Annotated in this window: 20 protein-coding genes; 8 read left to right on the top strand and 12 right to left on the bottom strand. The window is 68.8% G+C overall.

What is annotated here, in order from left to right; genetic code table 11:
- Nucleotides 1–4 precede the first annotated feature (4 nt).
- The 3 genes from ACMGRF_RS18420 to ACMGRF_RS18410 all read right to left on the bottom strand — a co-directional run bounded on the left by ACMGRF_RS18420 (nucleotide 5) and on the right by ACMGRF_RS18410 (nucleotide 3,140).
- Nucleotides 5–1,432: an amino acid permease gene (locus ACMGRF_RS18420; protein ID WP_049417155.1), complete on the bottom strand. Its 1,428-nt coding sequence runs from the start codon at nucleotides 1,430–1,432 to the stop codon at nucleotides 5–7.
- 163 nt (nucleotides 1,433–1,595) lie between these two features.
- Nucleotides 1,596–2,012, bottom strand: a complete 417-nt coding sequence (locus ACMGRF_RS18415) for a hypothetical protein (RefSeq protein ID WP_049439130.1) — start codon at nucleotides 2,010–2,012, stop codon at nucleotides 1,596–1,598.
- Nucleotides 2,013–2,069: 57 nt separating this feature from the next.
- A complete protein-coding gene (locus ACMGRF_RS18410) occupies nucleotides 2,070–3,140 on the bottom strand; it encodes an aldo/keto reductase (protein ID WP_049439129.1) in 1,071 nt (356 codons plus the stop codon).
- A 110-nt stretch (nucleotides 3,141–3,250) separates the two neighbouring features.
- Here ACMGRF_RS18410 and ACMGRF_RS18405 point away from each other — a divergent pair, with 110 nt between their 5' ends.
- Nucleotides 3,251–4,165, top strand: coding sequence for a LysR family transcriptional regulator (locus ACMGRF_RS18405; RefSeq protein ID WP_111191800.1), 915 nt, complete (start codon nucleotides 3,251–3,253; stop codon nucleotides 4,163–4,165).
- A gap of 30 nt (nucleotides 4,166–4,195) precedes the next feature.
- On the opposite strand, the gene leuE is transcribed toward ACMGRF_RS18405, so the two are convergent.
- Together leuE and ACMGRF_RS18395 are read right to left on the bottom strand one after the other, a co-directional pair.
- Entirely contained in the window at nucleotides 4,196–4,825 is a 630-nt protein-coding gene (gene leuE / locus ACMGRF_RS18400; RefSeq protein ID WP_111191799.1) for a leucine efflux protein LeuE, read from the bottom strand.
- A gap of 14 nt (nucleotides 4,826–4,839) precedes the next feature.
- Nucleotides 4,840–5,811, bottom strand: coding sequence for a LysR family transcriptional regulator (locus ACMGRF_RS18395; RefSeq protein ID WP_049417164.1), 972 nt, complete (start codon nucleotides 5,809–5,811; stop codon nucleotides 4,840–4,842).
- 91 nt (nucleotides 5,812–5,902) lie between these two features.
- Here ACMGRF_RS18395 and ACMGRF_RS18390 point away from each other — a divergent pair, with 91 nt between their 5' ends.
- Nucleotides 5,903–6,910 (top strand): zinc-binding alcohol dehydrogenase family protein, encoded by a 1,008-nt coding sequence (locus ACMGRF_RS18390; protein ID WP_049417166.1) that lies wholly within the window; start codon nucleotides 5,903–5,905, stop codon nucleotides 6,908–6,910.
- A 159-nt stretch (nucleotides 6,911–7,069) separates the two neighbouring features.
- On the opposite strand, the gene ACMGRF_RS18385 is transcribed toward ACMGRF_RS18390, so the two are convergent.
- Entirely contained in the window at nucleotides 7,070–7,675 is a 606-nt protein-coding gene (locus ACMGRF_RS18385; protein WP_414485460.1) for a glutathione S-transferase family protein, read from the bottom strand.
- A 45-nt stretch (nucleotides 7,676–7,720) separates the two neighbouring features.
- Here ACMGRF_RS18385 and rmuC point away from each other — a divergent pair, with 45 nt between their 5' ends.
- From rmuC to ACMGRF_RS18370, 3 genes are all read left to right on the top strand, one after another.
- Nucleotides 7,721–9,277 carry a DNA recombination protein RmuC gene (gene rmuC / locus ACMGRF_RS18380; RefSeq protein WP_099486005.1) on the top strand — a complete coding sequence of 519 codons (1,557 nt, stop codon included), beginning with the start codon at nucleotides 7,721–7,723 and terminating at the stop codon, nucleotides 9,275–9,277.
- A gap of 71 nt (nucleotides 9,278–9,348) precedes the next feature.
- The gene (locus tag ACMGRF_RS18375) at nucleotides 9,349–9,744 is read left to right on the top strand and encodes a hypothetical protein (protein WP_111191798.1); all 396 of its coding nucleotides are present in this window, start codon (nucleotides 9,349–9,351) and stop codon (nucleotides 9,742–9,744) included.
- A gap of 136 nt (nucleotides 9,745–9,880) precedes the next feature.
- Nucleotides 9,881–10,426 (top strand): glutathione peroxidase, encoded by a 546-nt coding sequence (locus tag ACMGRF_RS18370; RefSeq protein ID WP_414485459.1) that lies wholly within the window; start codon nucleotides 9,881–9,883, stop codon nucleotides 10,424–10,426.
- 85 nt (nucleotides 10,427–10,511) lie between these two features.
- Here the strand turns inward: ACMGRF_RS18370 and ACMGRF_RS18365 are convergent, their stop codons facing one another.
- The 6 genes from ACMGRF_RS18365 to ACMGRF_RS18340 are packed head-to-tail and all read right to left on the bottom strand — an operon-like array spanning nucleotide 10,512 to nucleotide 14,608.
- The gene (locus tag ACMGRF_RS18365) at nucleotides 10,512–11,525 is read right to left on the bottom strand and encodes a VacJ family lipoprotein (RefSeq protein WP_049417175.1); all 1,014 of its coding nucleotides are present in this window, start codon (nucleotides 11,523–11,525) and stop codon (nucleotides 10,512–10,514) included.
- 1 nt (nucleotide 11,526) lies between these two features.
- Nucleotides 11,527–11,838 (bottom strand): lipid asymmetry maintenance protein MlaB, encoded by a 312-nt coding sequence (locus ACMGRF_RS18360; RefSeq protein WP_049417176.1) that lies wholly within the window; start codon nucleotides 11,836–11,838, stop codon nucleotides 11,527–11,529.
- Nucleotides 11,828–12,490, bottom strand: a complete 663-nt coding sequence (locus ACMGRF_RS18355) for a phospholipid-binding protein MlaC (protein WP_049417178.1) — start codon at nucleotides 12,488–12,490, stop codon at nucleotides 11,828–11,830. Before ACMGRF_RS18355 ends, ACMGRF_RS18360 begins: the two co-directional genes overlap by 11 nt.
- Nucleotides 12,487–13,011: an outer membrane lipid asymmetry maintenance protein MlaD gene (gene mlaD, locus ACMGRF_RS18350; protein ID WP_005411706.1), complete on the bottom strand. Its 525-nt coding sequence runs from the start codon at nucleotides 13,009–13,011 to the stop codon at nucleotides 12,487–12,489. The genes ACMGRF_RS18355 and mlaD overlap by 4 nt, the downstream gene beginning before the upstream one ends.
- Before the next feature lie 59 nt (nucleotides 13,012–13,070).
- Nucleotides 13,071–13,820: an MlaE family lipid ABC transporter permease subunit gene (locus tag ACMGRF_RS18345; RefSeq protein ID WP_005414955.1), complete on the bottom strand. Its 750-nt coding sequence runs from the start codon at nucleotides 13,818–13,820 to the stop codon at nucleotides 13,071–13,073.
- Nucleotides 13,820–14,608, bottom strand: coding sequence for an ABC transporter ATP-binding protein (locus ACMGRF_RS18340; protein ID WP_014039019.1), 789 nt, complete (start codon nucleotides 14,606–14,608; stop codon nucleotides 13,820–13,822). The genes ACMGRF_RS18345 and ACMGRF_RS18340 overlap by 1 nt, the downstream gene beginning before the upstream one ends.
- Nucleotides 14,609–14,797: 189 nt before the next feature.
- Here ACMGRF_RS18340 and recC point away from each other — a divergent pair, with 189 nt between their 5' ends.
- Genes recC through recD form a run of 3 tightly spaced genes read left to right on the top strand, consistent with a single transcriptional unit; the run spans nucleotide 14,798 to nucleotide 23,699 of the window.
- Entirely contained in the window at nucleotides 14,798–18,145 is a 3,348-nt protein-coding gene (gene recC, locus ACMGRF_RS18335; protein ID WP_180879859.1) for an exodeoxyribonuclease V subunit gamma, read from the top strand.
- Nucleotides 18,142–21,822 (top strand): exodeoxyribonuclease V subunit beta, encoded by a 3,681-nt coding sequence (gene recB / locus ACMGRF_RS18330; RefSeq protein WP_414485458.1) that lies wholly within the window; start codon nucleotides 18,142–18,144, stop codon nucleotides 21,820–21,822. The genes recC and recB overlap by 4 nt, the downstream gene beginning before the upstream one ends.
- A complete protein-coding gene (gene recD / locus ACMGRF_RS18325; protein ID WP_414485457.1) occupies nucleotides 21,819–23,699 on the top strand; it encodes an exodeoxyribonuclease V subunit alpha in 1,881 nt (626 codons plus the stop codon). The genes recB and recD overlap by 4 nt, the downstream gene beginning before the upstream one ends.
- Nucleotides 23,700–23,794 lie beyond the last annotated feature (95 nt).

Here is a 23,794-nt window from a genome sequence, read left to right as displayed (position 1 = left end):
CCGTTCATTTCGCGATCAGCGCGTGGCGGCGGCTGTACAGGAAGTACAACACCAGGCCGGCCACGTTCCACAGCAGGAAGTACAGCTGAGTGGTGTGCGGCAGGCTGATGAACAGGTAGATGCAGCCCAGTGCGGCCAGCGGGCCGACCACGAAAGCCAGCGGCGTGCGGAAGGTGCGCTCGCGGTTCGGCTCGCGCAGGCGCAGCACCACCAGGCAGATACCTACCGCAGTGAACGCGGCCAGGGTACCGGCGTTGGCCAGTGCGGCGATCTCGTCCAGGCGCGCCACGCCGGCCAGGGCCGAAACCACGACCGCAGTGAACAACGTGGTCGCCACCGGCGTGCCGGTACGTGCGTTGACCTTGGACAGGCCACGCGGCAGCAGGCCATCGCGGCTCATAACGAAGAAGATGCGGCTCTGGCCGTACAGGAAGGCCAGCAGCACGGTCGGCAGGGCGATGATCGCAATCACGCCGATCACCATTGCCGCGGTCGGATGGCCCAGCTGGCGCATGATCAGCGCCAGCGGCTCGGCGCTGTGGCCGAACACTGCGTAGCTCATCGCACCGACTGCCGCCAGCGCCACCAGCACGTAGACGATGGTGCAGCCGATCATCGAACCGATGATGCCGATCGACAGGTCGCGGCCCGGGTTCTTGGTTTCCTCGGCGGCGGTGGAGATCGCATCGAAGCCGTAGAAGGCGAAGAAGATGATCGCCGCTGCCGCCATCACGCCGTGCTCGACGCCGTCGGGGCCCATCGACTTGGCAAAGCCGTACGGCATGAACGGCTGCAGGTTGGCGCTGTCGAAGGCGGGCAGGGCCACGGCGACGAAGATCGCCAGCGCGATCAGCTTGAACACCACCAGGATCGCATTGAGCGTGGCGCTTTCCTTGGTGCCGGCCATCAGCATGCCGGCCACCAGCCAGGTGATGATGATCGCCGGCAGGTTGATCATTCCGCCTTCCACGTGCGGGCCGGCGGCGAGCCAGGCTGGCAGGTGCACGTTCCAGCCGAACTGGGTGTGCACCCATTCGAGGAAGCCGACGAAGTAGCCGGACCAGCCCACCGCCACCGTACTCACCACCAGCGAGTACTCCAGGATCAGGCTCCAGCCCACCACCCAGGCGAACACCTCGCCCAGTGCACTGTAGCTGTAGGTGTAGGCACTGCCGGCGGCCGGCATCATCGTCGACAGCTCGGCGTAGGACAGCGCCGCACAGGCGCAGACCGCACCTGCGATGGCAAAGGAGATCAGCACGGCCGGGCCGGCCAGGTTGGCACCGACGCCGATCAGCGTGTAGATACCGGTACCGACGATGGCGCCAATACCCAGCGCGATCAGGTGCGGCCAGCTGAGCGTCGGGATCAGACGCCTGCCGGCTTCGTGGACGGTGACGGAATCTAGGGACTTGCGCCGGAACAGGGACATGCAGGCCTCGGAAGGGGTGACTGAGAACGACAAGTTCCCGAGTGTGACCGAACGCAGCGCAGCATTACCACTGACGGGGGTCATACCCGACGCGCCGCGCGCTGCACCTCGATCAGGCTGCCGGAATCGGCATAAAGCAGGCCGACCCCCGCGCCGGGCGACGTCAGGGCATGGCGGGCCAGTGGCAGCCGTCTTCCTGCCAGGCCTCGACGTCATCGTGGAAAGAGGTCCTGCGCCCGTCACGGGCACGCTCATAGCTCAGGTCCAGCACCAGCGCGCCCTGGGTACTCAACAGGTAGCGGCCGTTGAGGCGGCCGTCGATGCGCTCTTCCCACACGCTGTCGAACTGGTAGGGACGATCCTCTGCCAGCACCGTGGTCTCCATCGAGACCCGGCGCAGGGGCAGGCGCCCGCGCTGGCCGGCGTAGCGCACGTCGGCCGCGCCGTCTTCCAGCCAGCGCCATTCCAGGTGGATGCTGTCGTTGCGGCCGCCGGTCAGGCAGCGATGGTCCTGCACGGTGGCGCCAGAGGCGGTGCCGGCGAACAGCAGGGTCAGGGCGAAGCCGGTCAGGCGGACCATCCACGCGCATCCATTGCAGAAGGGGGGCCAGCATAGCCCGCCCTGCCTGCCATGCCCTCAGCGCCCGCGCGGCCGCAGCTGGGTGCCGCCGCTCATCAGCATCCGCGGCAACGGCATCCGCAGGAAATCGTGCGGGAACGACGGTGCCACCGCACTGATCGCATCGAGGTGGGCCAGGGCCTCGGCCGGCAGCACCAGCTGCAGCGCGTCCAGATTGTGCTCGAACTGCGTCAGGGTGCGGGCGCCGATGATCGGCAGCGCGCCGGCGCCGGGGCGCTGCAGCAACCAGGCGAGTGCAACCTGCGCAGGCGAATGCGAAAGATCGGCAGCGATGGTTGCGACGTCCCCGGCAATCTGCAGCGAACGCGGCGTCAACGCACCATTGATCAGGGCCACGCTGCGGCGCGACCCGCCGGGTGTGGCTGGCAACGCCTCGGCGCTGGCGAGATCGGCCGTGCTGTACTTGCCGGTCAGCACGCCGCTGCCCAATGGCGACCACGCCACCACGCCCAGCCCCAGCGCATCGGCCATCGGCAGCAGTTCATGCTCGACGCTGCGCTGGATCAGGCTGTACTCGATCTGCAGCGCCACCAGCGGCGACCAGCCACGCAGGTCGGCCAGGGTCTGCATGCGCGCGATCTGCCAGGCCGGCGTGTCCGAGATGCCGGCGTAAAGCACCTTGCCGCTGCGGACCAGGTCGTCGAAGCCCCGCATGACTTCGTCAACGCCGGTGGTGTCGTCCCAGGCGTGCAGGTACAGCAGGTCGAGGTAGTCGGTCCCCAACCGCCGCAGACTGTCCTCCACCGAGCGCAGCATGCTCTTGCGGTGGTTGCCGGCGTTGTTGGGGTCACCGGGGACGGTGGCGAGGGTGTACTTGCTGGCGATCACCAGCCGGTCGCGCTGGCCCTGGGCGAACCGGCCAAGCAGGGTTTCCGCACTGCCGTTGGTGTAGTTGTTGGCGGTATCAATGAAGTTGCCGCCACGTTCGACGTAGGTGTCGAAGATGCGGCGAGCTTCGGTTTCGTCCGCGCCCCAGCCCCAGTCGGCGCCGAAGGTCATCGTGCCCAGTGCCATCGGGCTGATGCGAAGGCCGGAGCGGCCGAGCAGGCGGTAGTGGTCCAGCGACATGCGGGGGTCTCACAGGAAGGCGACGGTGCCGCCGGGAGGCACAGCATCGGCCGACCGTTCCTGTGGATAAACTGGATGGCACCGGACTCACCATGAAGAGTGGCTTCACAATGTATCCCTCCGCACCGTTGTCGGCGGTGGTCGCCTTCGTTCACGTCGCCGACCATGCCAGCTTCACCCGCGCTGCAGATGCGCTGGGCATCTCCACCTCGGCACTGTCGCAGAGCGTGCGCGCGCTGGAGGCGCGGATGGGCGTGCGCCTGCTGCAACGGACCACGCGCCGGGTCGGCCTGACCGAACACGGTGCGCGCTTCCTTGAACGTGTACGGGGCGGACTGGAGCAGATCGATTCGGCGTTCGCGGACCTCGACAGCGCGCGTGCGGTTCCGGCCGGGAAGCTGCGCATCACCCTTCCACGCATCGTGGCCGAGCGCCGGGTGCTGCCGGCACTGCCTTCGTTCCTGGCGCGCTATCCACAGGTGGACGTGGAGCTGTGCGTGGAGCCGGCGTTGACCGATCTGGTGGCCGAAGGCTTCGACGCCGGTATCCGGCTCGGCGAGTCACTGGCGCGCGGCATGATCGCAGTGCCGATCGGACCGCCGGAGCGGCAGGTGGTGGTGGCCACGCCCGGCTACTTCGCGCAGCACGGCATTCCGGCCAGCCCGCACGAACTGCAGGGCCATGCATGCATCGTCCACCGCCGCGCCAACGGCCGGCTGATGCCCTGGGAGTTCAGCCGCGATGACCATGACCTGGAGGTCGAGGTCAACGGCAGGCTGGTGTTCAACGATGCCGAGCTGGCCCACGGCGCCGTGCTGGCCGGGCTCGGCATGGCGCAGGGGTTCGCGTCACTGGTGGCCGATGACCTGGCATCCGGGCGCCTGCAGGCGGTGCTGCAGGACTGGCAACCGCCGTTCCCCGGCTTCCACCTGTATTACCCCGCGCGCGAGCACATGGCACCGAAGTTGCGGGTGTTCATCGACCATCTGCGCGCAGGACTGCACGGCGGGACGGGGCCCACCTAGGCCGGCAGGCGTAGCGTCGAGCCTGCGCTGTCAGCCGTTCAGCCCCAACCGGATGCCGAACCCGACCAGGAACAGGCCGGCCACGCGGCGCAGCGCGTCGCTGATCCGCGGGTGCTGGATCAGCCGGCGACGGGCCAGGTTGCCCACGCCGATCAGCATCGAGCAGTAGGCGATGCTGACCACCAGGATGATGCCGGCCAGCGCCGCGAAGGTGGCGATGCCCTGCTGTGCCTTGGGATCGATGAACAACGGCAGGAACGCCATGTAGAACAGGATCGCCTTCGGGTTGAGCAGGCTGACCAGGATCGCCTGCTGGAAGTAGCGGCCCGGCTGCATGCGGATCGGGCCGGCATCACCGCCCTCGTGCTTCGGTGTGCGCAGCAGGCCGATGCCGACCCACACCAGGTAGGCCGCACCCAGGTACTGCACGGCGTGGAACACCAGCGGGTTGGCCTTGAGCAGCGCGGCCACGCCGGCCAGCGCCAGCCACATCAGGATCTGGTCGCCGACCAGCAGGCCGGCCAGTGCGGTGTAACCGCCGCGCACGCCACCACGGCCGGTGGCGGTCAGCAGGGTGAAGGTACCGGGACCGGGCAGGGCGAGAAACACCAGCACGGCGACCAGAAACGTCCACAGGTCCTGGATGCCCATCCACGGCATGGCGGTGTTCTCTCTTACGGGGGGCCGCCATTGTCGGCCAGTGCCGGGACTGGCGACAGGGGGCCGGCAGGACCTTCGGGCATGCCGGACAGCAGAGGTTGCAGGTGCTGGCGCAGCTGCGCGTGCAGCTGCCGCACCGCCGGCGAGAACTGCTTGCGGTGCGGGCAGACCAGCTGCAACGGTATGTGGCTGCCGATGCCGTCGAGCAGCAGCTGCAGGCGCCCTGCGAGCACATCCTCGCGCAGGTCCAGCCAGGATTTGTAGGTGATGCCTTCGCCGGCCACCGCCCAGCGCCGCACCACGTCGGCGTCGTCGCAGACCAGCGGGCCGCGCACCGGAATCACGCTGCGGCGCCCGTCGACCTCGAACGACCAGCGATCGTAGGCGCGGCCACCGAGCTGGTAGACAAGGCAATCGTGCTCACGCAACTCGTCCAGGCGGGTGGGCGTGCCGCGCCGCTGCAGATAGTCGGGCGACGCCGCGAGTACGCGCCGATTGCCTTCCAGCAGGGGCAGGGCGACGTAGTTGGCGTCGTCGAAGTGGCCGATGCGGATGGCCACGTCGACCGGGTCGCGGAACACGTCGGCCACTTCGTCGGACAGGCGCAGGTGCAGGCGCAGCCGTGGGTGCGCGGCGCGAAAGGCGCTCAGCCAGGGCAGCAGCAGGTTGCGGCCGAAGTCCGACGGGGCCGACAGCTGCAGGGTGCCGTGCAGTTCGGCGTCTTCGCCCTGCACGCGCGCCTGGCCCTCGCGCAGGGTGGCCAGTACCTCCTGCGCATACGGCAGGTACAGCGCCCCCTCGCCGGTCAGGCGCAGGCTGCGCGTGGTGCGCACGAACAGGCGCAGGTCCAGCTCGCGTTCCAGCCGCGCCACCGCCGCAGCGACCTGCCCCGGCAGCAGGTCGGCTTCGCGGGCCGCGTGCGAGAAGCTGCCCAGTGCGGCAGTGCGGACGAACAGCTGCAGATCGTCGAAGCGGATCATCTTCATCGCCAGAGTGAAAGTGCTGCCCGATTCTGCGCCTTTCTGAGGGACCGCGTGCGGCGCAACCTGTCGCCTCCTTCCCCACTGGACCGCTGCCATGCGCGCCATTGCCTACACCCAAGCCGGCCTGCCGATCGATGATGCCCAGGCCCTGATCGACATTGAACTGGAACTGCCGCAGCCCGGCCCGCGTGACCTGCGCGTGGCGGTACGCGCGGTGGCGGTGAACCCGGTCGACACCAAGGTCCGCCGTGGCGTGGCCACCGATGGCCCGCGCGTGCTGGGCTGGGATGCGGTCGGCATCGTCGACGCGGTGGGCAGCGAGGTGACCCTGTTCCAGCCCGGCGACGCGGTCTACTACGCCGGCGTCATCGACCGCCCGGGCAGCAATGCGCAGTACCAGCTGGTGGACGAGCGCAGCGTCGGGCGCAAGCCTGCCAGCCTCGATGATGCCGCCGCCGCCGCGCTGCCACTGACTGCAATCACCGCCTGGGAGCTGCTGTTCGACCGCCTGCGCATCCCGGAGGGGGGTGGCGAAGGCCAGACCCTGCTGGTGATCGGTGCTGCCGGTGGTGTCGGTTCGATCCTGGTGCAGCTGGCGCGAAAGCTGACCAGGCTGACCGTGATCGGCACCGCCTCGCGCCCCGATACCCAGGACTGGGCGTACGCAATGGGGGCACACCACGTGATCGACCACAGCCTGCCGCTGGCCGAGGGACTGGCGCGGCTCGGCATCAGCGAGGTGCAGCATGTCGCGAGCCTGACCCACTCCGACCAGTACTACGCGCAGATCGTGGAACTGCTGGCACCGCAGGGCCAACTGGGGCTGATCGATGATCCTGGCCAGGTGGACGTGATGGCGCTCAAGCGCAAGGCACTGTCACTGCACTGGGAGTCGATGTTCACCCGGCCGCTGTACCGCACCGCCGACATGCAGCGCCAGCACGACCTGTTGAACCGTGTGGCCGAGCTGATCGATACGGGCGTGCTGCACACCACCCTGGGCGAGCACTTCGGGCGCATCGACGCGGCCAACCTGCGGCGCGCCCACGCGCTGCTGGAAAGCCAGCGCGCCAAGGGCAAGATCGTGCTGGAAGGCTGGTAGCACGAAGCTTTCTGTAGAGCCGAGCCCGCGCTCGGCTGCTGTTCGCGTAGGGGCGTCAGCGGAGCATGGGCCCGGTTCTACAGCGCTTCTTCCACGCATGACGTGGATCAGCCGTGTCGACCAAGGTCGACACCTACCAACAGCTGCGGGAACCACAGCTCACGCCACGCCGTTGTCGACGTGGGTGGTGAAACCGGGCTGCTGGCGCAGGCGTTCGAACCATGCTGCGAGGTGTGGCAGCGCCGGTTTACTGCCCGGCGTGCTGCGCCAGCGTTGGGCCGACAGCCCCAGCACGACATCAGCGAGGGTGAAGGCGTTGCCCGCCACGTAGCCGTTGGTGGCGGCCAGCTGTGCATCAAGCACAGCCATCAGCCGGTTCCACTGCGCCAGGCTGGCCTCGGCACGGGTGTCATCGGGGTAGTCCGGGTGCCGCCGCACGCGCGCCATGAACACGTGCCGCCAGGCGCTGTTGAGGTCGCTGGCCTGCCAGTCCATCCACTGCTCGACCCGGGCGCGGCCCTGTGCCGTACCGGGCAGCAGGTCATCACGGCCAGCGCGTACGGCCAGGTAGCGGCAGATGCTGTTGGATTCCCACAGCACGAAGTCGCCATCGCGCAGGACCGGCACCTGCCGGTTGGGGTTCAGCGTGGCCAGCAGGTCAGGTGGGGGGGCCGGCTCGTGATGCAGGGGCAGATCCAGCTCCGCGCACAGCCACAGTACCTTGCGCACGTTGATGGAAGTGGGCTTTCCGTATAGAGCGGGCATGGTCCTGACGCAGCAGCTGAGACTCGGCCAGCCTACACTTGCCCCATGCAAACCGAATACCTGCTCATTGCCGGCCTTCTATTGGCTGTGCTCATCCTGCAACTGGTCGCCCTGCTGCGCCGTCCGCCGCATGACCGCCTGGAACAGGCCGTGCGCGAGGAGGCCCGCGCCGGGCGCAGCGAACTGCGCGAACAGCTCGATGGCTTCGCCCGCGCGCTGACCGATCTGTCCACCCGCACCGATCAGCGCCTGGACCTGCTGCGCGAAGCGCTGGGCGAAGATGCCCGCAAAGCGCGCGCTGAAGTGGCCGACAGCCAGCAGCGCGGCGCAGCGTCGATGGGGCAGCGGCTGCAGGAACTGCGCGGCCAGCTGGAGACCTTCGGCCAGCAGCAGGAGGCACGCATCCATGCGTTTGGCCAGCAGCTGCAGGAGCTCACTGCGCGCACCGATACCCAGCTCGGGGCGCTGCGCCAGACCCTGGTGGACGATGCACGCAAGGGCCGCGAGGAGGGCGCGCAGTCGCAGCAGCGCCTGACCGACAGTCTGGGCCTGCGCCTGCAGGAACTGACCCAGCGCAACGAGCAGCGCATCGCCGAGATGCGTGCCACGCTGGAGGAACAGCTGCGCGCGCTGCAGAACGACAACGCCCAGAAGCTGGAGCAGATGCGCCACACCGTGGACGAGAAGCTGCAGTCGACGCTGGAAACGCGGCTGGGCAACTCCTTCAAGCTGGTCTCCGAACGCCTGGAACAGGTGCAGCGTGGCCTCGGCGAGATGCAGCAGCTGGCCACCGGCGTGGGCGACCTCAAGCGCGTGCTGACCAACGTCAAGAACCGCGGCAGCTGGGGTGAAGTGCAGCTGGAGAACATCCTCGAGCAGACACTCACCCAGGAGCAGTACGCGCGTGCGGTGAGGGTGCGCCCGGATAGTGGCGAGATGGTCGATATCGCCGTGCGCCTGCCGGGCCGCAGCAGCGACGACACGCCGGTGTGGCTGCCGATCGACTCCAAGTTCCCGCGCGAGGATTACGAGCGCCTGCTGGACGCACAGGAACAGGGCGATGCCGAGGGCGTGCGCCTGCAGGGCATCCAGCTGGAGCGCGCGGTGCGCGTGCAGGCCAAGTCGATCTGCGACAAGTACATCGTGCCACCGCACACCACGGACTTCGCGGTGATGTTCCTGCCCACCGAAGGCCTGTATGCCGAGGTGATCCGGCGCCCGGGCCTGGTCGACCTGCTGCAGCGCGAGCACCGTGTGGTGGTGGCCGGACCGACCACGGTCACCGCGTTGCTCAACAGCCTGCAGATGGGCTTCCGCACGCTGGCCATTGAAAAGCGATCCAGCGAAGTGTGGAGCCTGCTGGGTGCGGTCAAGAGCGAGTTCGGGAAGTTCGCCGGCATCCTGGAAAAGGCCGAGAAGCAGATCACTACCGTTGGCCGCAGCATCGGTGAGGCCAGCCGCAAGACCCGCACCATCGAACGCCGCCTGCGTGGCGTGGAGTCGCTGGCGTCCGAACAGGCGCAGTCGCTGCTCGGCGACCTGGCCGAGGGTGATGCGGCGGCCGAGGAGGAAGGCAGTGACGGCGAGGGCGACGAGGCCTGAGCCACGCTGACACGCCGCCTGCATCGCCGATGGGTATGCTGGCGGCCTGTCCGCTTCGACCAGGTACCGCCATGCGCCTGCCCCGCTGCACCAGCCTTGTCCTGACCGCGCTGCTCGCCGCCTGCAGCAGCGCGCCAACGACCGTGGACACGACCACGCAGGCCGCCTCCAGCACCCCTGAAGCGGACGAGGCCTACCGCGAAGCACGAGACGTGGACTGCCAGGCCGCCGGTGGCACCCTGCAGCGGCTCGGCCGGCTGCAGCGCGAGCAATGCGTGATTCCCTATGCCGACGCCGGCAAGGCCTGCAGCCGCAAGAGCGACTGCAGCGGCCAGTGCCTGGCGACGGGAGAGGTGGTGGCCGGCGTCGTGGCGACAGGCACCTGCCAGCGTGATGCCAGCCAGAACTTCGGTTGCCGCCAGCGCATTGATGACGGCAAGGCGCAGGGCACGATCTGCGTGGATTGAATCCTCGCGCCGGCCGCTGGCCGGCAGCCTCATGAACCCGTGCGAACGGTCGCACGATTGCCGGCCAGCGGCCGGCACTACCGGCATCGCGCGGCGCTATGCTGGTGGGCCATTCCCGCCGTAGCCGGAGCCCCGCGTGAGCATCCCGATCCAGGACATTCCCCTCACCACCATCGACGGCCAGCCGTCCTCGCTTGCCGACTACCAGGGCAAGGTGCTGCTGCTGGTCAACGTCGCCTCCAAGTGCGGCCTGACCCCGCAGTACGAAGGCCTGCAGGCGCTGTATGCGGAAAAGCATGCGCAGGGCCTGGAAGTGCTAGGCTTCCCCGCCAACAACTTCCTTGGCCAGGAGCCGGGCAGCGAGGCCGAGATCCAGCAGTTCTGCCAGCTCACCTACGATGTCAGTTTCCCGATGTTCTCCAAGATCAGCGTGGCTGGCGAAGACACCCACCCGCTGTACCAGCAGCTGACCGCCGCGCAGCCGCAGTCGATCGGCGAAGGCCCGCTGCGCGAGCGCCTGGCCAGCAAGGAGATCCCGATCCATCCGGCACCGGCAGTGCTGTGGAACTTCGAGAAGTTCCTGGTCGGCCGCGATGGCAAGGTGGTTGCACGCTTTGCCCCGGACGTGGCGGCCGATGACGTGCGCCTGCGTGACGCCATCGAGGCCGCGCTGGTGGCCTGAGCAAAGCGTGCCAATCCAGGTTGGCACCTGCCGGAAAAGAAAAACCCCGCCGAGGCGGGGTTTTTTCATGCACGGGTTGCAGCGATCAGTTGCTCCAGTTCGGCATCGGCATCGCATCCACGGGGATCGGCGAATTGGCATCATCATGGCCGCGGTCGCGCTTGCTGCGCAGATCGTTCTCGATCTGGTAGTTGCGGCGCTGCATCCACGCATCGCGCACCAGCGAGTACTCGTCCACGGCGGTGTCGCGCAGATCGTCGATCGCCAGCAGCTGCGCGCGGGTATCGACCAGCTGCAGGCCCTGCAGGCCGATGCGGACCTTGTCCTCTTCGATTCGGCGGATCGGCGACAACGGGATGTCACCGGCCAGGCCGAACACATCGCGCACGGTACGCGGGCCGAAGAACGGCAGTTCCACGTAGCGCGAACGACGCCAGCCCCAGGCACCCAGGGTCTGGCCGAAATCTTCATTGCGACGCGGCACCATCGCCTTGCTGGCCGGATCGAACAGGCCACCGATGCCCAGCGTGCTGTTCATCAGGAAGCGGCCGAGGCTGTCCCACGCATCGGCACCGCGGCCCTGCAGCAGCTGGTTGGTGATGGTCACCGGCGCACGCAGGTTGCTGAAGAAGTTGCTGACGCCGGTACGCGCGAAGCGCGGCACCACATGGGTATAGGCGGTGGCCAGCGGGCGGGCCACACCTCGGTCGACCGCATTGTTGAACTTGTGGACCTTGCGGTTGAACGGTTCCCACGGATCGTAGGCCGCCGCACTGCCGGTGTTGCCGGTGCCACCATACAGGGCGTCGAAATCATCGTCGCTGGCGGCGGAGGATGCTGCGGTCTTCGGTGGGCTGGCCTCTGCGCCCTGCGGCGCAGCTGTCGGCGCCGCAGCGGCAGGCGTCGCCGGGTTGGCCACGGAAGCGACCGGAGCAGTACCGACCACGCCGGTATCGGCCGTTGCGGCCGGCGCTTCGGCCGCAGGGCCGGGCGCGACCACGGTGCTGGCGACCGGTGCGTCGCTGCGCGCGGGCTTGCCGGCACAGGCGGTCAGGGCGGTGGCCAGGAGGATCAGGGGGAAAGTGCGTACGACGTTCATGTCAGCTCGCAGCAGAAGTAGCGTTGAAGTCCAGGTCGGGCGACAGCCGGTAGGCTGCGCTCAGCTCGTTGAAGCCGGCCGGCGCGCCGGAAATGGCCAGCGCATGGCCTGCCTTGCGTGCCCGGGAGGCCAGTTCGGCCAGCAGGGCCAGGCCGGCGCTGTCCACGCGCTCGACCTCACCCAGCTCCAGCCGCGCCAGCTTGGCTGGCAGGGCCTGCAGTTGCGGCCACAGTGCAATCACCGCGGCACGGTCGAGCACCCCGCGCAGGCGCAGGGTGTCGCCTTCCAGCAGCGCCAGTGCGTTACTTGCCATTGCCCGCCGGCCCGGCCTGCATGCTGCCGCTGCGCAGCTCGCTGGCCACCTGCTTGATGCCCTTCTGGCGCAAGGGAGTATCGAACTGGTTGCGGAAGGTCTGCACGTAGGAAATGCCTTCGATGTTGACGTCGAAGATCTTCCACTGGCCGTTCACGTTGCGCATCCAGTACTCGACCGGGGTCGGTTCGTTGCCGGCGCGCACCAGTTCAGTGCTGACGCGCACGCCACGGTTGCCCGGCAGCGGGCTTTCACCCTTCAGGCGGAAGCTCGGCTTGCCCTGGATGTTGAGCAGGGTCGAACCGTAGCGCTGCATCAGGCTGTCGGCCATCGCATCGGCGAACAGCTTGATGTCGGCGTCGGAGGCGCCGCGTGCGTGCGGGCCCAGCACCAGGCGTGCCGCATAGTCGCGGTCAAAGGTGCGGTTCAGTTCGCTGTCGATGTAGCTGCGCAGGCTGGCCGGGTTGCTGCTGAACTCGCTGCGGCGCTGCTGCAGCGTGGTCAGAATGCGCGTGCTGGCGTCGATCACCACCTTGCCGGCCTGGCCCTGCGCTGCGGCAGCGGCGGGGGCGGCCGCCTGGGCCTGGGCAAGGAACGGGGTGGCCATCAGCAGCGCCGAGGCGAGCAGGGCGGGGATCAGTTTCATTTTCATGGTTGCGGTTCCGTTGCAGGCGCCTGCGCGCCATCGTTGGGCTTCTGAGCGGCGCCGCCACCGGCGCCGCCACTGAACATGTACTTGCCAACCAGCTGGATCAGGTCCACCGCCGGCTGGGTGAAGACGATCTCGTCACCGGCCTTCAGCACGTCCGGGTCACCGCCCGGCTGCAGACCGATATAGCTCTCGCCGAGCAAACCACTGGTGAAGATGCCCGCCGAGGTGTCCGCCGGCAGGTCCTTGACCTTGCTGTCCATGCGCAGGGTCACGATGGATTCGAACTTCACCGGATCCAGGTCGATGGAGGCGACCTGGCCGACGGTGACGCCGCCGATCTTCACCGGCGCCTGCTTGCGCAGCTGGCCGACCTGGGAGAAGCGCGCCTTCAGCTCGTAGCCCTGGCTGCCCCAGCTCCAGCGCTGGTTGGTCGAGGCCACGGCCAGCACCATCAGCGAGGCCAGGGCCAGCAGCAGGAAGGCGCCGACGGAGAATTCGAGTCTGGGACCGCGGATGGCCATGTGGATTACCTGATCGAGTCGTGGTGGCCGCGCGCGCATGCGCACCGCCGGTGGAGGGGTTAGGTGAACAACATTGCCGACAGCACGAAGTTGAACATCAGCACCAGCAGCGAGGCATTGACCACCGCACGGGTGGTCGCCACCGAGGTGCCCTCGATGGTCGGCTCGGCGTGGAAACCAACATAGGCGGCGACCAGCGCTGCGGTGCCGCCGAAAATCGCCGACTTCAGCATCGCCACGCCGAAGTCATCCCAGAAATCGACGCTGTTGCGCAGTGCCGACCAGAACACGCCATTGTCCAGGCCCAGCACGTGCACCGCTTCGAAGTAGCTGGCGCTGATCGCCAGCGAGCAGAAGATGCCGGTCAGCAGCGGCACGGTCAGCACCGCCGCCCAGAAGCGCGGCGCGACGGCTTTGGCCACCGGGTCGATCGCCATCAGCTCCAGTGCCTTGATCTGGTCGGTGGCGCGCATCAGGCCCAGTTCGGCGGCGATCGAGCTGCCGGCGCGGCCGATGAACAGCAGCGCGGTCAGCACCGGCGCCAGTTCCCGGTACAGCGACAGGCCGAGCAGGGTCGACAGCGCGTCGGCCGCACCGAAGGTGGTCAGCGTGCGGTAGCCCTGCAGGGTCAGCACCAGGCCGACGAAGGCACCACCGACGGCGATGATCGGCAGCGAGCGTGCGCCGATCTTGTAGATCTCGCGGGTCAGCTCGGCCAGGAAATCACGGGTCGGCAGCGAACCACGCAGCACGGTCAGCGAGAACAGGCCGGCGCGACCCAGCGAGCGGGTGGCTTGGACGAACGGCATCAGGCGACCCTCGCGCGCGGCGCGGCATCGAACGGAATGGGGCCATCGGGCTGGCCGTGCAGGAACTGCCGCAGCAGCGGGTCCTGGCTGGACTGCAGCGCCTCGGGCGTGCCCTGGAACACGATGCCGCCATTGGCGATGGCGATCACCTGGTCGCAGATCGGCAGGGTCTCGTGCACGTGGTGGCTGACGATGATGCTGGTCAGCCCCAGGCTGTGGTTGAGGCGCTGGATCAGGCTCATGATCACGCCGGAGGCGATCGGGTCCAACCCGGTCAGCGGCTCGTCGTAGATCATCAGTGGCGGATCCAGTGCCAGCGCGCGGGCCAGCGCGACGCGGCGCGCCATGCCGCCGGACAGTTCGCGCGGCCAGGCATCGGCAGCGGCCAGCAGACCCACGGCGTGCAGCTTCATTTCCACCAGGCGGCGCAGCACGGCGGTCGGCAGGCGGGTATGCGTGCGCAGCGGCAGCGCGACGTTTTCGGCGACGGTCAGATCGGTCAGCAGGCCGTTGCCCTGCAGCAGCACACCCACGCTCTTGCGCATTTCCAGCAGCGCGCCGCTGTCATGCGGAATCGGCTTGCCGAACAGGGTGACCTCGCCGGCGACCGGACGCAGTTCGCCGGTCAGTGCCGCCAGCAGGGTCGACTTGCCACTGCCGGACGGGCCCAGCACGGCCGTGATGCTGCCCTTGGGCACCTGCAGCGACACGTCACGCAGGATCGTGCGCCCGCTCCGGTCGATGCGGACGTTGGATAACTGCACCAGACTGGAGGTGGAAGCCGACATGGGCACCATTAACGTTTTTTAGACATCGAAGGATCGGGCCCATCGGCTGAACATAAGCAGACTGGACGGTCCAGTATTGTGGCACGGCAAGACCCTTGCCAGGCCGGGACAATCGGCCGGCGGCGCGGAACAATCCGTACCGGCGATGGGCGGGCCATTGAATACTGCCTGCCGTGCTGCACACTGTGCATGATGAGTGACCCGGGCAGCGATTTCCGCCTCTACCATTCCAACTCCCTGGACGTGCTGGCTGCGCTGCTGGCGCGCAACGTGCGTGTGCCGGTTCCGGGCCAGCCGCTGCTCGCGCCGGAGGTGGTGCTGATCCCGCAGGTGGCGATGCGGCGTTGGCTGCAAGCGACACTCGCTGCCGAATATGGCGTGGCCGCCAACCTCGAGTTCCTGACCCCGGGCGAGTTCGTTGCCCGTGCACTCAATGCCAATGTGCCGGGCGAACACGACGACCTGGACGCGGCGGGCCTGCACTGGAAGCTGTACCAGGCACTGCGCGACCCGGCGCTGCTGGCGCAGCCACCGATGCGCGCGCTGCAGTCCTATCTTGCCGGCGGCGACGCCCTGAAGCCGTGGGCACTGGCCGGTGAACTGGCGTCGGTGTTCGAGAAGTACCAGGCCTGGCGCCGCGACTGGTTGCTGCGCTGGGAGGCCGGCGCCGACCCGGCCGACCCGCAGGCGATCCTGTGGCGCACCATCGCCCATGGCCGCGACTACCGCGCGCGCCGCATCCAGGCGTACCTGGATCGCTTCGAGGGCGCCGGCCAGCCGCTGCCGCAGGGCCTGCCGCCGCGCATGTCCGCGTTCGCAACGCTCAACATCTCGCCCGATGTGCTGCGGGTGATGGCCACCCAGGCGCGGGTGGGCGAGCTGCACTTCTATATGCCCACCCCGGTGCAGTCGTACTGGGGTGACCTGCAGACGCTGGCCGAGCGCCTGCGCAGCGGCGCGCCCGATCCCTTCGGTGAAGCGGCCGGTGAGAACCGCCTGCTGGAAGCCTGGGGTGCGGCCGGCCGCGACTTCATGGCGGTGCTGGGCAGCTACGAGGTGGTGCACCCGGCCGGCGAGATTGCCGCGTATTCGGATCCGGAAGAAGACACCCGGCCGACCCTGGACGAAGGCGGCCTGTCCGACAGCCTGCTGCATCGCCTGCAGCGCGATCTGTTCCACCGTCGCGCACTGCCCTCGGGCGAACTGCGTGATGGGCTGCGCAGCGACGACCCCAGCCTGCAGGTGCATGCCTGCCACACCCGGCTGCGCGAGCTGCAGGTGCTGCACGACCAGCTCAGAAGCCTGTTGCAGGACCCGCGCTTCGACCCACCGCTGCAGGCGCGCGAGATCGCGGTGCTTGCACCGGACATCGATCCCTATGTGCCGTACCTGGAAGCGGTGTTCGGCGGCCGCGGCGGCGAGGAGGAGCACATTCCCTACGCGCTGGCCGACAGCAGCCCGCTCGCGGGCGAGCCGCTGGCCGATGTGTTCGTGCACCTGCTGGGCCTGCCGGTGTCGCGCTTTGGCCTGAATGAAGTGCTGGACCTGCTGGCCAGCGCGCCGCTGGCCGAAGCGGCCGGGCTGGAGGCAGTGGACTTTGATCGCCTGCATGGCTGGCTGCAGCAGGCCGGCGCACGTTGGGGCCTGGATGCGAAGCACCGCAACCAGCACCAGGCGCCGGCCGACGACGCCTACACCTGGCAGTTCGCACTGGACCGCCTGGTGCTCGGTCACGCCACCGGCAGCGAGGCGGACCTGGCCGGCGTGGCTCCGTGGATCGAGCTGGAGGGCGGCGCGCTGGAAGCACTGGACCGGCTGCTGCGGCTGCTGCGCGTGCTGGCGGTCTACCAGCGTCGCCTCGGCGAGCTGCTGACCCCGGCGCAGTGGCGGCAACGGCTGCTGTCGCTGCTGGACGCGCTGCTGCCGACCGCGCCCAGCTCGCCCAACAGCCAGCGTGCCCTCGAGCGCCTGCGCAAGCTGCTGAATCAGTTCGCCGACGATGCCGCCAAGGCCGGGTTCGAAGACGGTGTGCCGCCTGAGGTGGTGCGTTCGCACTTCGCCGGCGTACTGGGCGAGGCCGATACGCGCGCGCCGCTGCTGACCGGTGGCATCAGTTTCGGCCGCATGGTGCCGATGCGCCTGCTGCCGTTCCGGGTGATCTGCGTGCTCGGTCTCAATGATGGCGATTTCCCGCGTCGCGACCCAGCTGCCGGTCTCAACCAGCTCACCGCCGAGCTGGACACGCCACGCCGCCGCCCGGGCGATCGCTCCACCCGCGAAGACGACCGCTTCCTGTTCCTGCAGCTGTTCGCCGCCGCGCAGGAGGTGTTCTACCTCAGCTACCTCGGCGCCGATCCACGCGATGGCAGCGTGCGTGAGCCGTCGGTGCTGGTCAGTGAACTGATCGATGCCGCCGCCGCGTATCACCTCGATCCGCCTGCGGCGGCCCGCGGCTTTACCGTGCGCCATGCACTGCAGCCGTTCTCACCTGCGGCGTTCGGAGATGGTGATCCACGCCGCTTCAGCTATCGGCGGCAATGGCATCCCGCTGCCGGCCGCCTCACCGGCCAGCGTGGGGGCCTGCAGCCGTGGTTCGATGCCCCTTTGCCGCCGCCGCCCGACGATGCGGTGGAAGGCGAGCTCGCGCTCGACACCCTGCGCCGCTTCCTGTGCGACCCGGCCGGGCAGTTCCTCGCACAGTCGATGGGCCTGCGCCTGGCCGACGATGCCGGGGAAGTTGATGACCTGGAACCGCTGGTGCTGTCATCGCGCGGCCCGGAAAAGCGCAGCGTACAGGCGGCGGTGGTGCGCGCCACGCTCAGCGGCGATACCGAGCCGCTGTACCCGCGGCTGCGCGCGCGTGGCCTGCTGCCGTCCGGTCCATTGGGCCAGCGCCAGTTCGAGGTGGAGCAGTTGAAGACCCGCCCGTATGCCAGTGCGTTGCTGGACTGGATGCAGGGCGAGCCGCTTGAAAGCCGTCGCTACGAAGTGGAGATCGATGGCGTGCGCCTGCACGGCCGCGTGGCCGATCGGCATCCCGAAGGGCTGGTGCGCCTGCGTGCCGGCACGCTCAATGGCAATGCAGTGATCCGCCAGGGCCTGGACTGGCTGCTGGCCAACGCCGCCGGCGACGCACTGCCCCTTGTGCAGTTCCACGATGGCGGCGACGCCGGTCCCGGCCCGCATGTACTGCCGGCACTGAGCGTTCCCGCTGCACGCGCGGCGCTGCGCGCGCTGCTGCAGTTGCGCCAGCGCGGCCTGCGTGAGCCGCTGCGCTTTGCCCCGTATACCGGCTGGGTGCTGTACAACGCGCCGGCAGAGAAACAGCGCAGCGAGGGCTGGAAGCAGTGGCACGGCAGCGACCGCAGCTGGGGTGAATCCAGCAGCGACGCCTGGCAGCTGCTGCTGCGCGGGGCCGACCCGTTCGCCTCCGATGCCAGCTATGCCGACCTGCTGCGCAACAGCCAGGTGGTCTTCAGCGCCGTGCGCGAAGGCCGCGCTCTCGGCGCCGAAACTCGCCAGGAGGGCAGCGCATGAGCCCGGCCTTCATCGATGAGCGAGCCCAGTGCATGGCGGTCGATCCCTATCTGGCCCTGCCGCTGGAGGGCATCCGCCTGATCGAAGCCAGCGCCGGTACCGGCAAGACCTTCACCCTGGCCACGCTGTTTACCCGCCTGGTGGTGGAGCAGGGCCTGCGCATCGGACACATCCTGGCGGTGACCTTCACCGATGCGGCTACCCAGGAACTGCGCAAGCGCATCCGCGAGCGCCTGGCGCTGGCCGCACGCCTGGTCGATCTGGAACCGGTCGAAGGCGAAGCGCCGGACGTGCGGCTGACCCGCGAAGTGCTGCAGCGCCATCTGCAGTGCGGCACCGAGAGCGCCGCCGCACTGAAACGCCGTCTGCAGGTGGCCGCCGACGAGATCGACCTGGCATCCATCTTCACCATCCACGGCTTCTGCACCCGCGTGCTGCGCGAGCATGCGCTGGAAAGCGGCCACACCTTTGATCCGCCGGAACTGCTGGCCAGCGATCGTGAACTGCTGGAGGAGCTCGCGGCCGACCTGTGGCGCGTGCATGCCAATGACCCGGCCACGCTGGAACCGCTGACCTGGCTGTGGTCCACCCCGGACGCACTGGCCGCCGATCTGCGCGCTCTGCTGGCCGCGCCACCGCTGCACCCGTTGCCACAGGCGGTGGCGCTGGCCGATCCACACCCGGCATTGCAGGCCACTGCCTCCGAACTGCAGCAGGCGCTGCGCGAGCATGGCGAGCAGTTCTTCATCGACCTCTGCGATGCGGTCGACAACAAATGGATCAACGGCGTGTCATACAAGCTGGGCTGGCTGCACCCGCTGGGCCGGCAACTGCTGGGCTGGGCCGAGCGCGCAGACCCGCGCGAGCTGCTGACCAGCGAGCGCCTGCCGGCACTGCTGCCGGAGGCGCTGGCGGCCAAGACCAACAAGAAATTCGCCGAGCGCACGCCATCGTCGCCATTGCAGGCGCCGTTGGCCCGCTATGTCGCGCTTCTGGCCGAACGCGATGCCTGGCTGCGTGCCACCGCGTTGAACTTCCTGCACGCGCTTCGCGCCGAAGCCAGACAGCGCCTGCAGGCGCTGAAGCGCACCCGTCGGGTGCAGACCTACGACGATCTGATCGATGGCGTGGCACTGGCCCTGGAAGGCCCGCAGCGGCTGGCACTGGTCAAGCAGCTGCGCGCGCAGTACCGCATCGCGCTGGTCGATGAGTTCCAGGATACCGACGACCGTCAGTGGGGCATTTTCCACACCGTGTTCGGCGATTCACCGGAGGTGCGCGAGCTCGGCCTGGCACCGGCGCTGTTCCTGATCGGCGATCCCAAGCAGGCGATCTACGGTTTCCGCGGCGGTGACATCCACACTTACCTGAAGGCCAAGCGGGCGGCGCAACAGGCGCCGGTGCTTGACCAGAACTTCCGCTCGCGACCGGCCGTGCTGCGGGCGCTGCAGGCGCTGTACGACAACGGTGGCGAAGACGCCTTCCTCGAGCGTGACATCCAGTTCGAGCCGGTGCGGCCCGGTGGCGTGCGCAGCGATGCGGACTACCAGCGCGACGGCCATGCCGCCCGGGCACTCACCCTGCACGTGCTGCGCAGTGGCGGTGACAAGGCGATGAGTGCCGATGCCTCGCGCGAGGCAGCGACCCGCGCCTGTGTGGCGGCGATCCACCAGATCCTGGTCGAGGCGCGCGCGGGCAATGCGGTGCTGCGTGGGCGCCCGGTACAGCCGGGTGACATCGCGGTGCTGGTGCGTTCGCATCGCGAGGCCACGCTGGTGCAACGCGCGCTGGCTGCGGTCGGCATTCCTGCCGTGGCAGCGGGCAAGCAGAGCCTGTTCGCCACCAGCGAAGCGCGTGATCTCCGTGCACTGCTGCTGGCGCTGCTGCAGCCGGCCGACGAAGGCCGCCTGCGGGCCGCGCTGGCAACGGTCCTGCTCGGCCAGCGTGCCAGTGCGATTGCGGCGATGGAACGCGAGGGCGACCTGCAACGCGGGTTCCAGGCGCAGCTGCTGCATTGGCGCGAGCGCTGGCAACGCGGCGGACCGTTCGCAGTGATTGCCGATGTCTGTGCCGCACAGGGTGAACGCCTGCTGGCGCTGATCGATGGCGAGCGCCGCCTGACCAATTACCTGCAGCTGGGCGAACTGCTGCAGGAGGCCTCGGCGCAGGCGCTGGGCATGCACGGCCTGCTGGACTGGCTGCAGGGCCAGATGGCCAGCGCCGACCAGGATGACGAGCAGCAGCTGCTGCGCCTGGAATCGGATGCGCGCCGCGTGCAGATCATCACCCTGCACAAGAGCAAGGGCCTGGAGTACCCGCTGGTGTTCCTGCCCTTCGTCGGCGTCGACGGCGGTGCGCCGAACACCGCCTCGCACTGCACGGTCCATGTGGGAGGCCAGCGCCAGCTGCACTGGAAGCTGGGCAAGGACGAGGCCTGGGAAGCGGCCACTGCGCAGCGCGAACGCGAGCAGCGTGCCGAGGATGCGCGCCTGCTGTACGTCGGCCTGACCCGTGCCGAGCACGCGCTGTGGATCGCCGCGGGTGATCTGGCCGGCCTCGGCAGGACGCGGCTGGCACCGCTGCTGGGTGACCTGCAGGCGCTGCGCGCGCATGCCGATGTGTGCATCGATGACAGTGAGGTACCGGCTGCGCTGCCGCAGCTGGCGGCCGAAGTGGAAGGAGATCTTCCGGCGGTGCGTGCACTGACCCGGCGCGTTCCGCACGACTGGTGGGTGTACAGCTTCACCCAGCTGGCCCACGCCGATGCCGGCGCGGGCAGTGACATCGAAGCCGCCGCCACCGCGCTGCCGGCGCCGGCAGCCGACGAACCCACCGGCCCGGAGCTGCCGCTGGAACCGGCACTGCCGGAAGCCGCCGCGGCGGCCGAGGACAGCGCGCCGCTCGACCCGCGTTTCATGGGCAGCCGCTTCGGCAACGTGCTGCACGAGGCAATGGAGAACGTCGACTTCGCCGCATGGGCTGACTGGCAACCAGGCCGGGAAGCACCCGAGGGCCAGGCCGAGGTGCTGCGCAAGGCGCTGCACGATGAGGGCTATGCCGACGTCGATCTGGACGATGGCGTAGCGGTGCTGGTGCCGCTGGTGGGCCACACGCTGACCGTACCGCTGCCCGAAGGCGGTGCGCTGTACAGCCTCGGTGAAGGCGAGCGCCGCGCCGAAATCGACTTCCATTTCGCCATCGAACCAACCACGGTGCCGGCCCTGCTGCAGGTGCTGCATGCGCACGGCGTTTCCAGTGGTCGCCGAGGCTTCGGCCAGCGCCGCCGCCTGGAAGGGCTGATGACCGGCATGATCGACCTGACCTACGTGCGTGATGGTCGGTGGTACGTGCTCGACTACAAGTCCAACCGCCTGCCCGGCTACAGCCCGGACCTTCTGGCCATTGCCATGCGCCACAGCGAATACGATCTGCAGGCGCTGATCTATACCGTGGCCCTGCATCGCTGGCTGCGCTTCCGCCTGGGCGCGGCCTACGACTACGAGCGCGACATGGGCGGCATCCGCTACCTGTTCTGCCGCGGCCTGGATGGCGCGGGCAATGGCGTGCACGTGGATCGTTTCCCGTACGCGCTGGTGGATGCACTCGACGCGCTGTTCGCCGGCGGCGAGCAGGCCCAGGCCCAGCTCGCCGCGCGTGCCCGTGGAGCCAGCGCATGAGCCTGCTGAAGGAGCTGCACCAGAAGGGCCTGCTGCGCACTCTCGATCATGCATTGGCGACCAGCCTGCAGCGGCTGCGCGACGACACGCCCGACAGTGTGGCACTGGCGGCGGCTCTGGCTTCGCTGGCGGTGTCGCAGGGCCACGCCGCGTTCGATCCGGCTCAACCGCAGCGGTTGCTGGAAGGCGTGCCCGAGTGGCCTGCCGCTCAGGACTGGCTGGCACAGTTGCGTGCATCGCCGTGGGTAGCGACGCCGGACCAGGCCGACGCCATCGCCGAGGATGCGCCGCTGGTGCTGGAAAACGGCCTGCTTTACCTGCGCCGCTACCGGGAGTACGAGCGTCAGCTGGCGGTCGGCCTGCAACGCATCGGCCGGCATCCCATGCCCGCGCCGGACATGGCAGCGTTGGCGCCGTTGTTCGTGCAGCTGTTCCCGCAGGCATTGCGCAGCGAGGATCACCAGGCACGCGCGGCCGGGGTGACCCTGCGCCATCCACTGGCGCTGGTCACCGGCGGCCCCGGCACCGGCAAGACCACGACCATCGCACGCCTGTTGCTGCTTCTGGCCGCGCAGGCCCGGCACGCCGGCCAGCCGCTGCCCGAGGTGGCGCTGGCCGCGCCCACCGGTCGCGCCGCCGAGCGGATGGCAGAGAGCCTGCGGCAGGCCGTGCAGCGCTTGCAGGAGCACGGCGTGGACCCGGCGCTGTGCACGGCATTGCCCAGTACCGGCACCACCCTGCATCGCCTGCTCGGCGTGATCCCGGATTCGCCGCGCTTCCGCCACCACGCCGACAATCCGCTGCCGGTGGATGTGGTGGTGGTCGACGAAGCGTCGATGATCGATCTGCCGATGATGGCCAAGCTGGTTGACGCGATCGCCAGCGGCACGCGGCTGATCCTGCTCGGTGATCCCGACCAGCTGCCGTCGGTGGAAGCGGGCGACGTGCTCAGTGCGATCCTGCGTGCCAGCGGCGATGGCAACGGCACCCGCGCCGACGACGCGCTGGCGCTGCACGGCCTGCTGGCCCCGGCCACCTTGCAGCCGCAGGCCGCACCACGCGCTTTCGCCGGCCGTCGCGTGCAGCTGCAGCGCGGCTACCGGCAGAGTGATGCGCTGGACCTGGCACCGCTGGCGCATGCCGTGCGCGAAGGCGACAGCGGCACCGCGTTGCAGCTGCTGCGCAGTGCTGAACTGGCCGGCGTGCATTTCCACGAAGGCGAAGCCGATCCACTGCGCGGCCAACGCGAGCACCTGCTGGGCCATTGGCGTGCACTGGCCGAGGCCGCGGATCCGGTAAGTGCCCTGCAGCAGGCCGGTCGCCTGCGCGTGCTGACCGCGCTGCGCGAAGGCCCGCAAGGTGCGCGCGGGCTCAACAGCCGCATCGAACAGCTGCTGGCTGGCAACACCCCGGGCTACTTCCAGGGCCGCCTGCTGCTGGTCACCGAGAACAGCTACCGGCACCGCCTATTCAACGGTGATATCGGCATCTGCCTGCGCGATGGCAGTGGCGCGATGGTGGCCTGGTTCCCCGGCGACAGCGTCGACCAGCCGCGCGCCTTCCACCCGGCGGCACTACCCGCGCACGAAAGCGCCTTTGCGATGACCGTGCACAAGGCACAGGGTTCGGAGTTCGATGAAGTGTGGTTGCAGCTGCCGCGCCAGGACAGCCGCGTGCTGTCGCGCGAACTGGTCTACACCGGCCTGACCCGTGCCCGCCAGGTGCTGCATGTGGCGGGCAGCGCCGACGTGCTGCAGGCGGCGTTGAAGCGCCACGCCAGCCGATTGGGCGGGTTGGCCTGGCGGTTGGGTGCCGAAGATGTGCCCGAACAACCAGCGCGCATCGAACAGCCCACGGTGCAGGGCACGTTGTTCTGAATCGGGGCCGGATCCCGTTCCCATCGGGCTCTGACCCCATCGCCCCGATGTCGCATTTGCCGTTTGATGACGCCGTCGGCGCTACCTATCCTGCG

Source organism: Stenotrophomonas sp. EMP41 (assembly GCF_047495535.1).
GTDB classification, from domain to species: Bacteria; Pseudomonadota; Gammaproteobacteria; order Xanthomonadales; family Xanthomonadaceae; genus Stenotrophomonas; species Stenotrophomonas sepilia.
This window is presented reverse-complemented; position numbering and strand designations above follow the sequence as displayed.

What these genes read in the sequence shown, in the direction of transcription:
- recC (WP_180879859.1), top strand. Translation starts at nt 14,798, where the DNA reads ATGATGAGTGACCCGGGCAGCGATTTCCGCCTCTACCATTCCAACTCC.
- ACMGRF_RS18410 (WP_049439129.1), bottom strand. Translation starts at nt 3,140, where the DNA reads ATGTCGCTGGACCACTACCGCCTGCTCGGCCGCTCCGGCCTTCGCATC.
- ACMGRF_RS18365 (WP_049417175.1), bottom strand. Translation starts at nt 11,525, where the DNA reads ATGAACGTCGTACGCACTTTCCCCCTGATCCTCCTGGCCACCGCCCTG.
- ACMGRF_RS18420 (WP_049417155.1), bottom strand. Translation starts at nt 1,432, where the DNA reads ATGTCCCTGTTCCGGCGCAAGTCCCTAGATTCCGTCACCGTCCACGAA.
- ACMGRF_RS18375 (WP_111191798.1), top strand. Translation starts at nt 9,349, where the DNA reads ATGCGCCTGCCCCGCTGCACCAGCCTTGTCCTGACCGCGCTGCTCGCC.
- ACMGRF_RS18395 (WP_049417164.1), bottom strand. Translation starts at nt 5,811, where the DNA reads ATGAAGATGATCCGCTTCGACGATCTGCAGCTGTTCGTCCGCACTGCC.
- ACMGRF_RS18355 (WP_049417178.1), bottom strand. Translation starts at nt 12,490, where the DNA reads ATGAAAATGAAACTGATCCCCGCCCTGCTCGCCTCGGCGCTGCTGATG.
- recB (WP_414485458.1), top strand. Translation starts at nt 18,142, where the DNA reads ATGAGCCCGGCCTTCATCGATGAGCGAGCCCAGTGCATGGCGGTCGAT.
- ACMGRF_RS18405 (WP_111191800.1), top strand. Translation starts at nt 3,251, where the DNA reads ATGTATCCCTCCGCACCGTTGTCGGCGGTGGTCGCCTTCGTTCACGTC.
- ACMGRF_RS18345 (WP_005414955.1), bottom strand. Translation starts at nt 13,820, where the DNA reads ATGCCGTTCGTCCAAGCCACCCGCTCGCTGGGTCGCGCCGGCCTGTTC.
- rmuC (WP_099486005.1), top strand. Translation starts at nt 7,721, where the DNA reads ATGCAAACCGAATACCTGCTCATTGCCGGCCTTCTATTGGCTGTGCTC.
- recD (WP_414485457.1), top strand. Translation starts at nt 21,819, where the DNA reads ATGAGCCTGCTGAAGGAGCTGCACCAGAAGGGCCTGCTGCGCACTCTC.
- ACMGRF_RS18390 (WP_049417166.1), top strand. Translation starts at nt 5,903, where the DNA reads ATGCGCGCCATTGCCTACACCCAAGCCGGCCTGCCGATCGATGATGCC.
- ACMGRF_RS18415 (WP_049439130.1), bottom strand. Translation starts at nt 2,012, where the DNA reads ATGGTCCGCCTGACCGGCTTCGCCCTGACCCTGCTGTTCGCCGGCACC.
- mlaD (WP_005411706.1), bottom strand. Translation starts at nt 13,011, where the DNA reads ATGGCCATCCGCGGTCCCAGACTCGAATTCTCCGTCGGCGCCTTCCTG.
- leuE (WP_111191799.1), bottom strand. Translation starts at nt 4,825, where the DNA reads ATGCCGTGGATGGGCATCCAGGACCTGTGGACGTTTCTGGTCGCCGTG.
- ACMGRF_RS18385 (WP_414485460.1), bottom strand. Translation starts at nt 7,675, where the DNA reads ATGCCCGCTCTATACGGAAAGCCCACTTCCATCAACGTGCGCAAGGTA.
- ACMGRF_RS18340 (WP_014039019.1), bottom strand. Translation starts at nt 14,608, where the DNA reads ATGTCGGCTTCCACCTCCAGTCTGGTGCAGTTATCCAACGTCCGCATC.
- ACMGRF_RS18360 (WP_049417176.1), bottom strand. Translation starts at nt 11,838, where the DNA reads ATGGCAAGTAACGCACTGGCGCTGCTGGAAGGCGACACCCTGCGCCTG.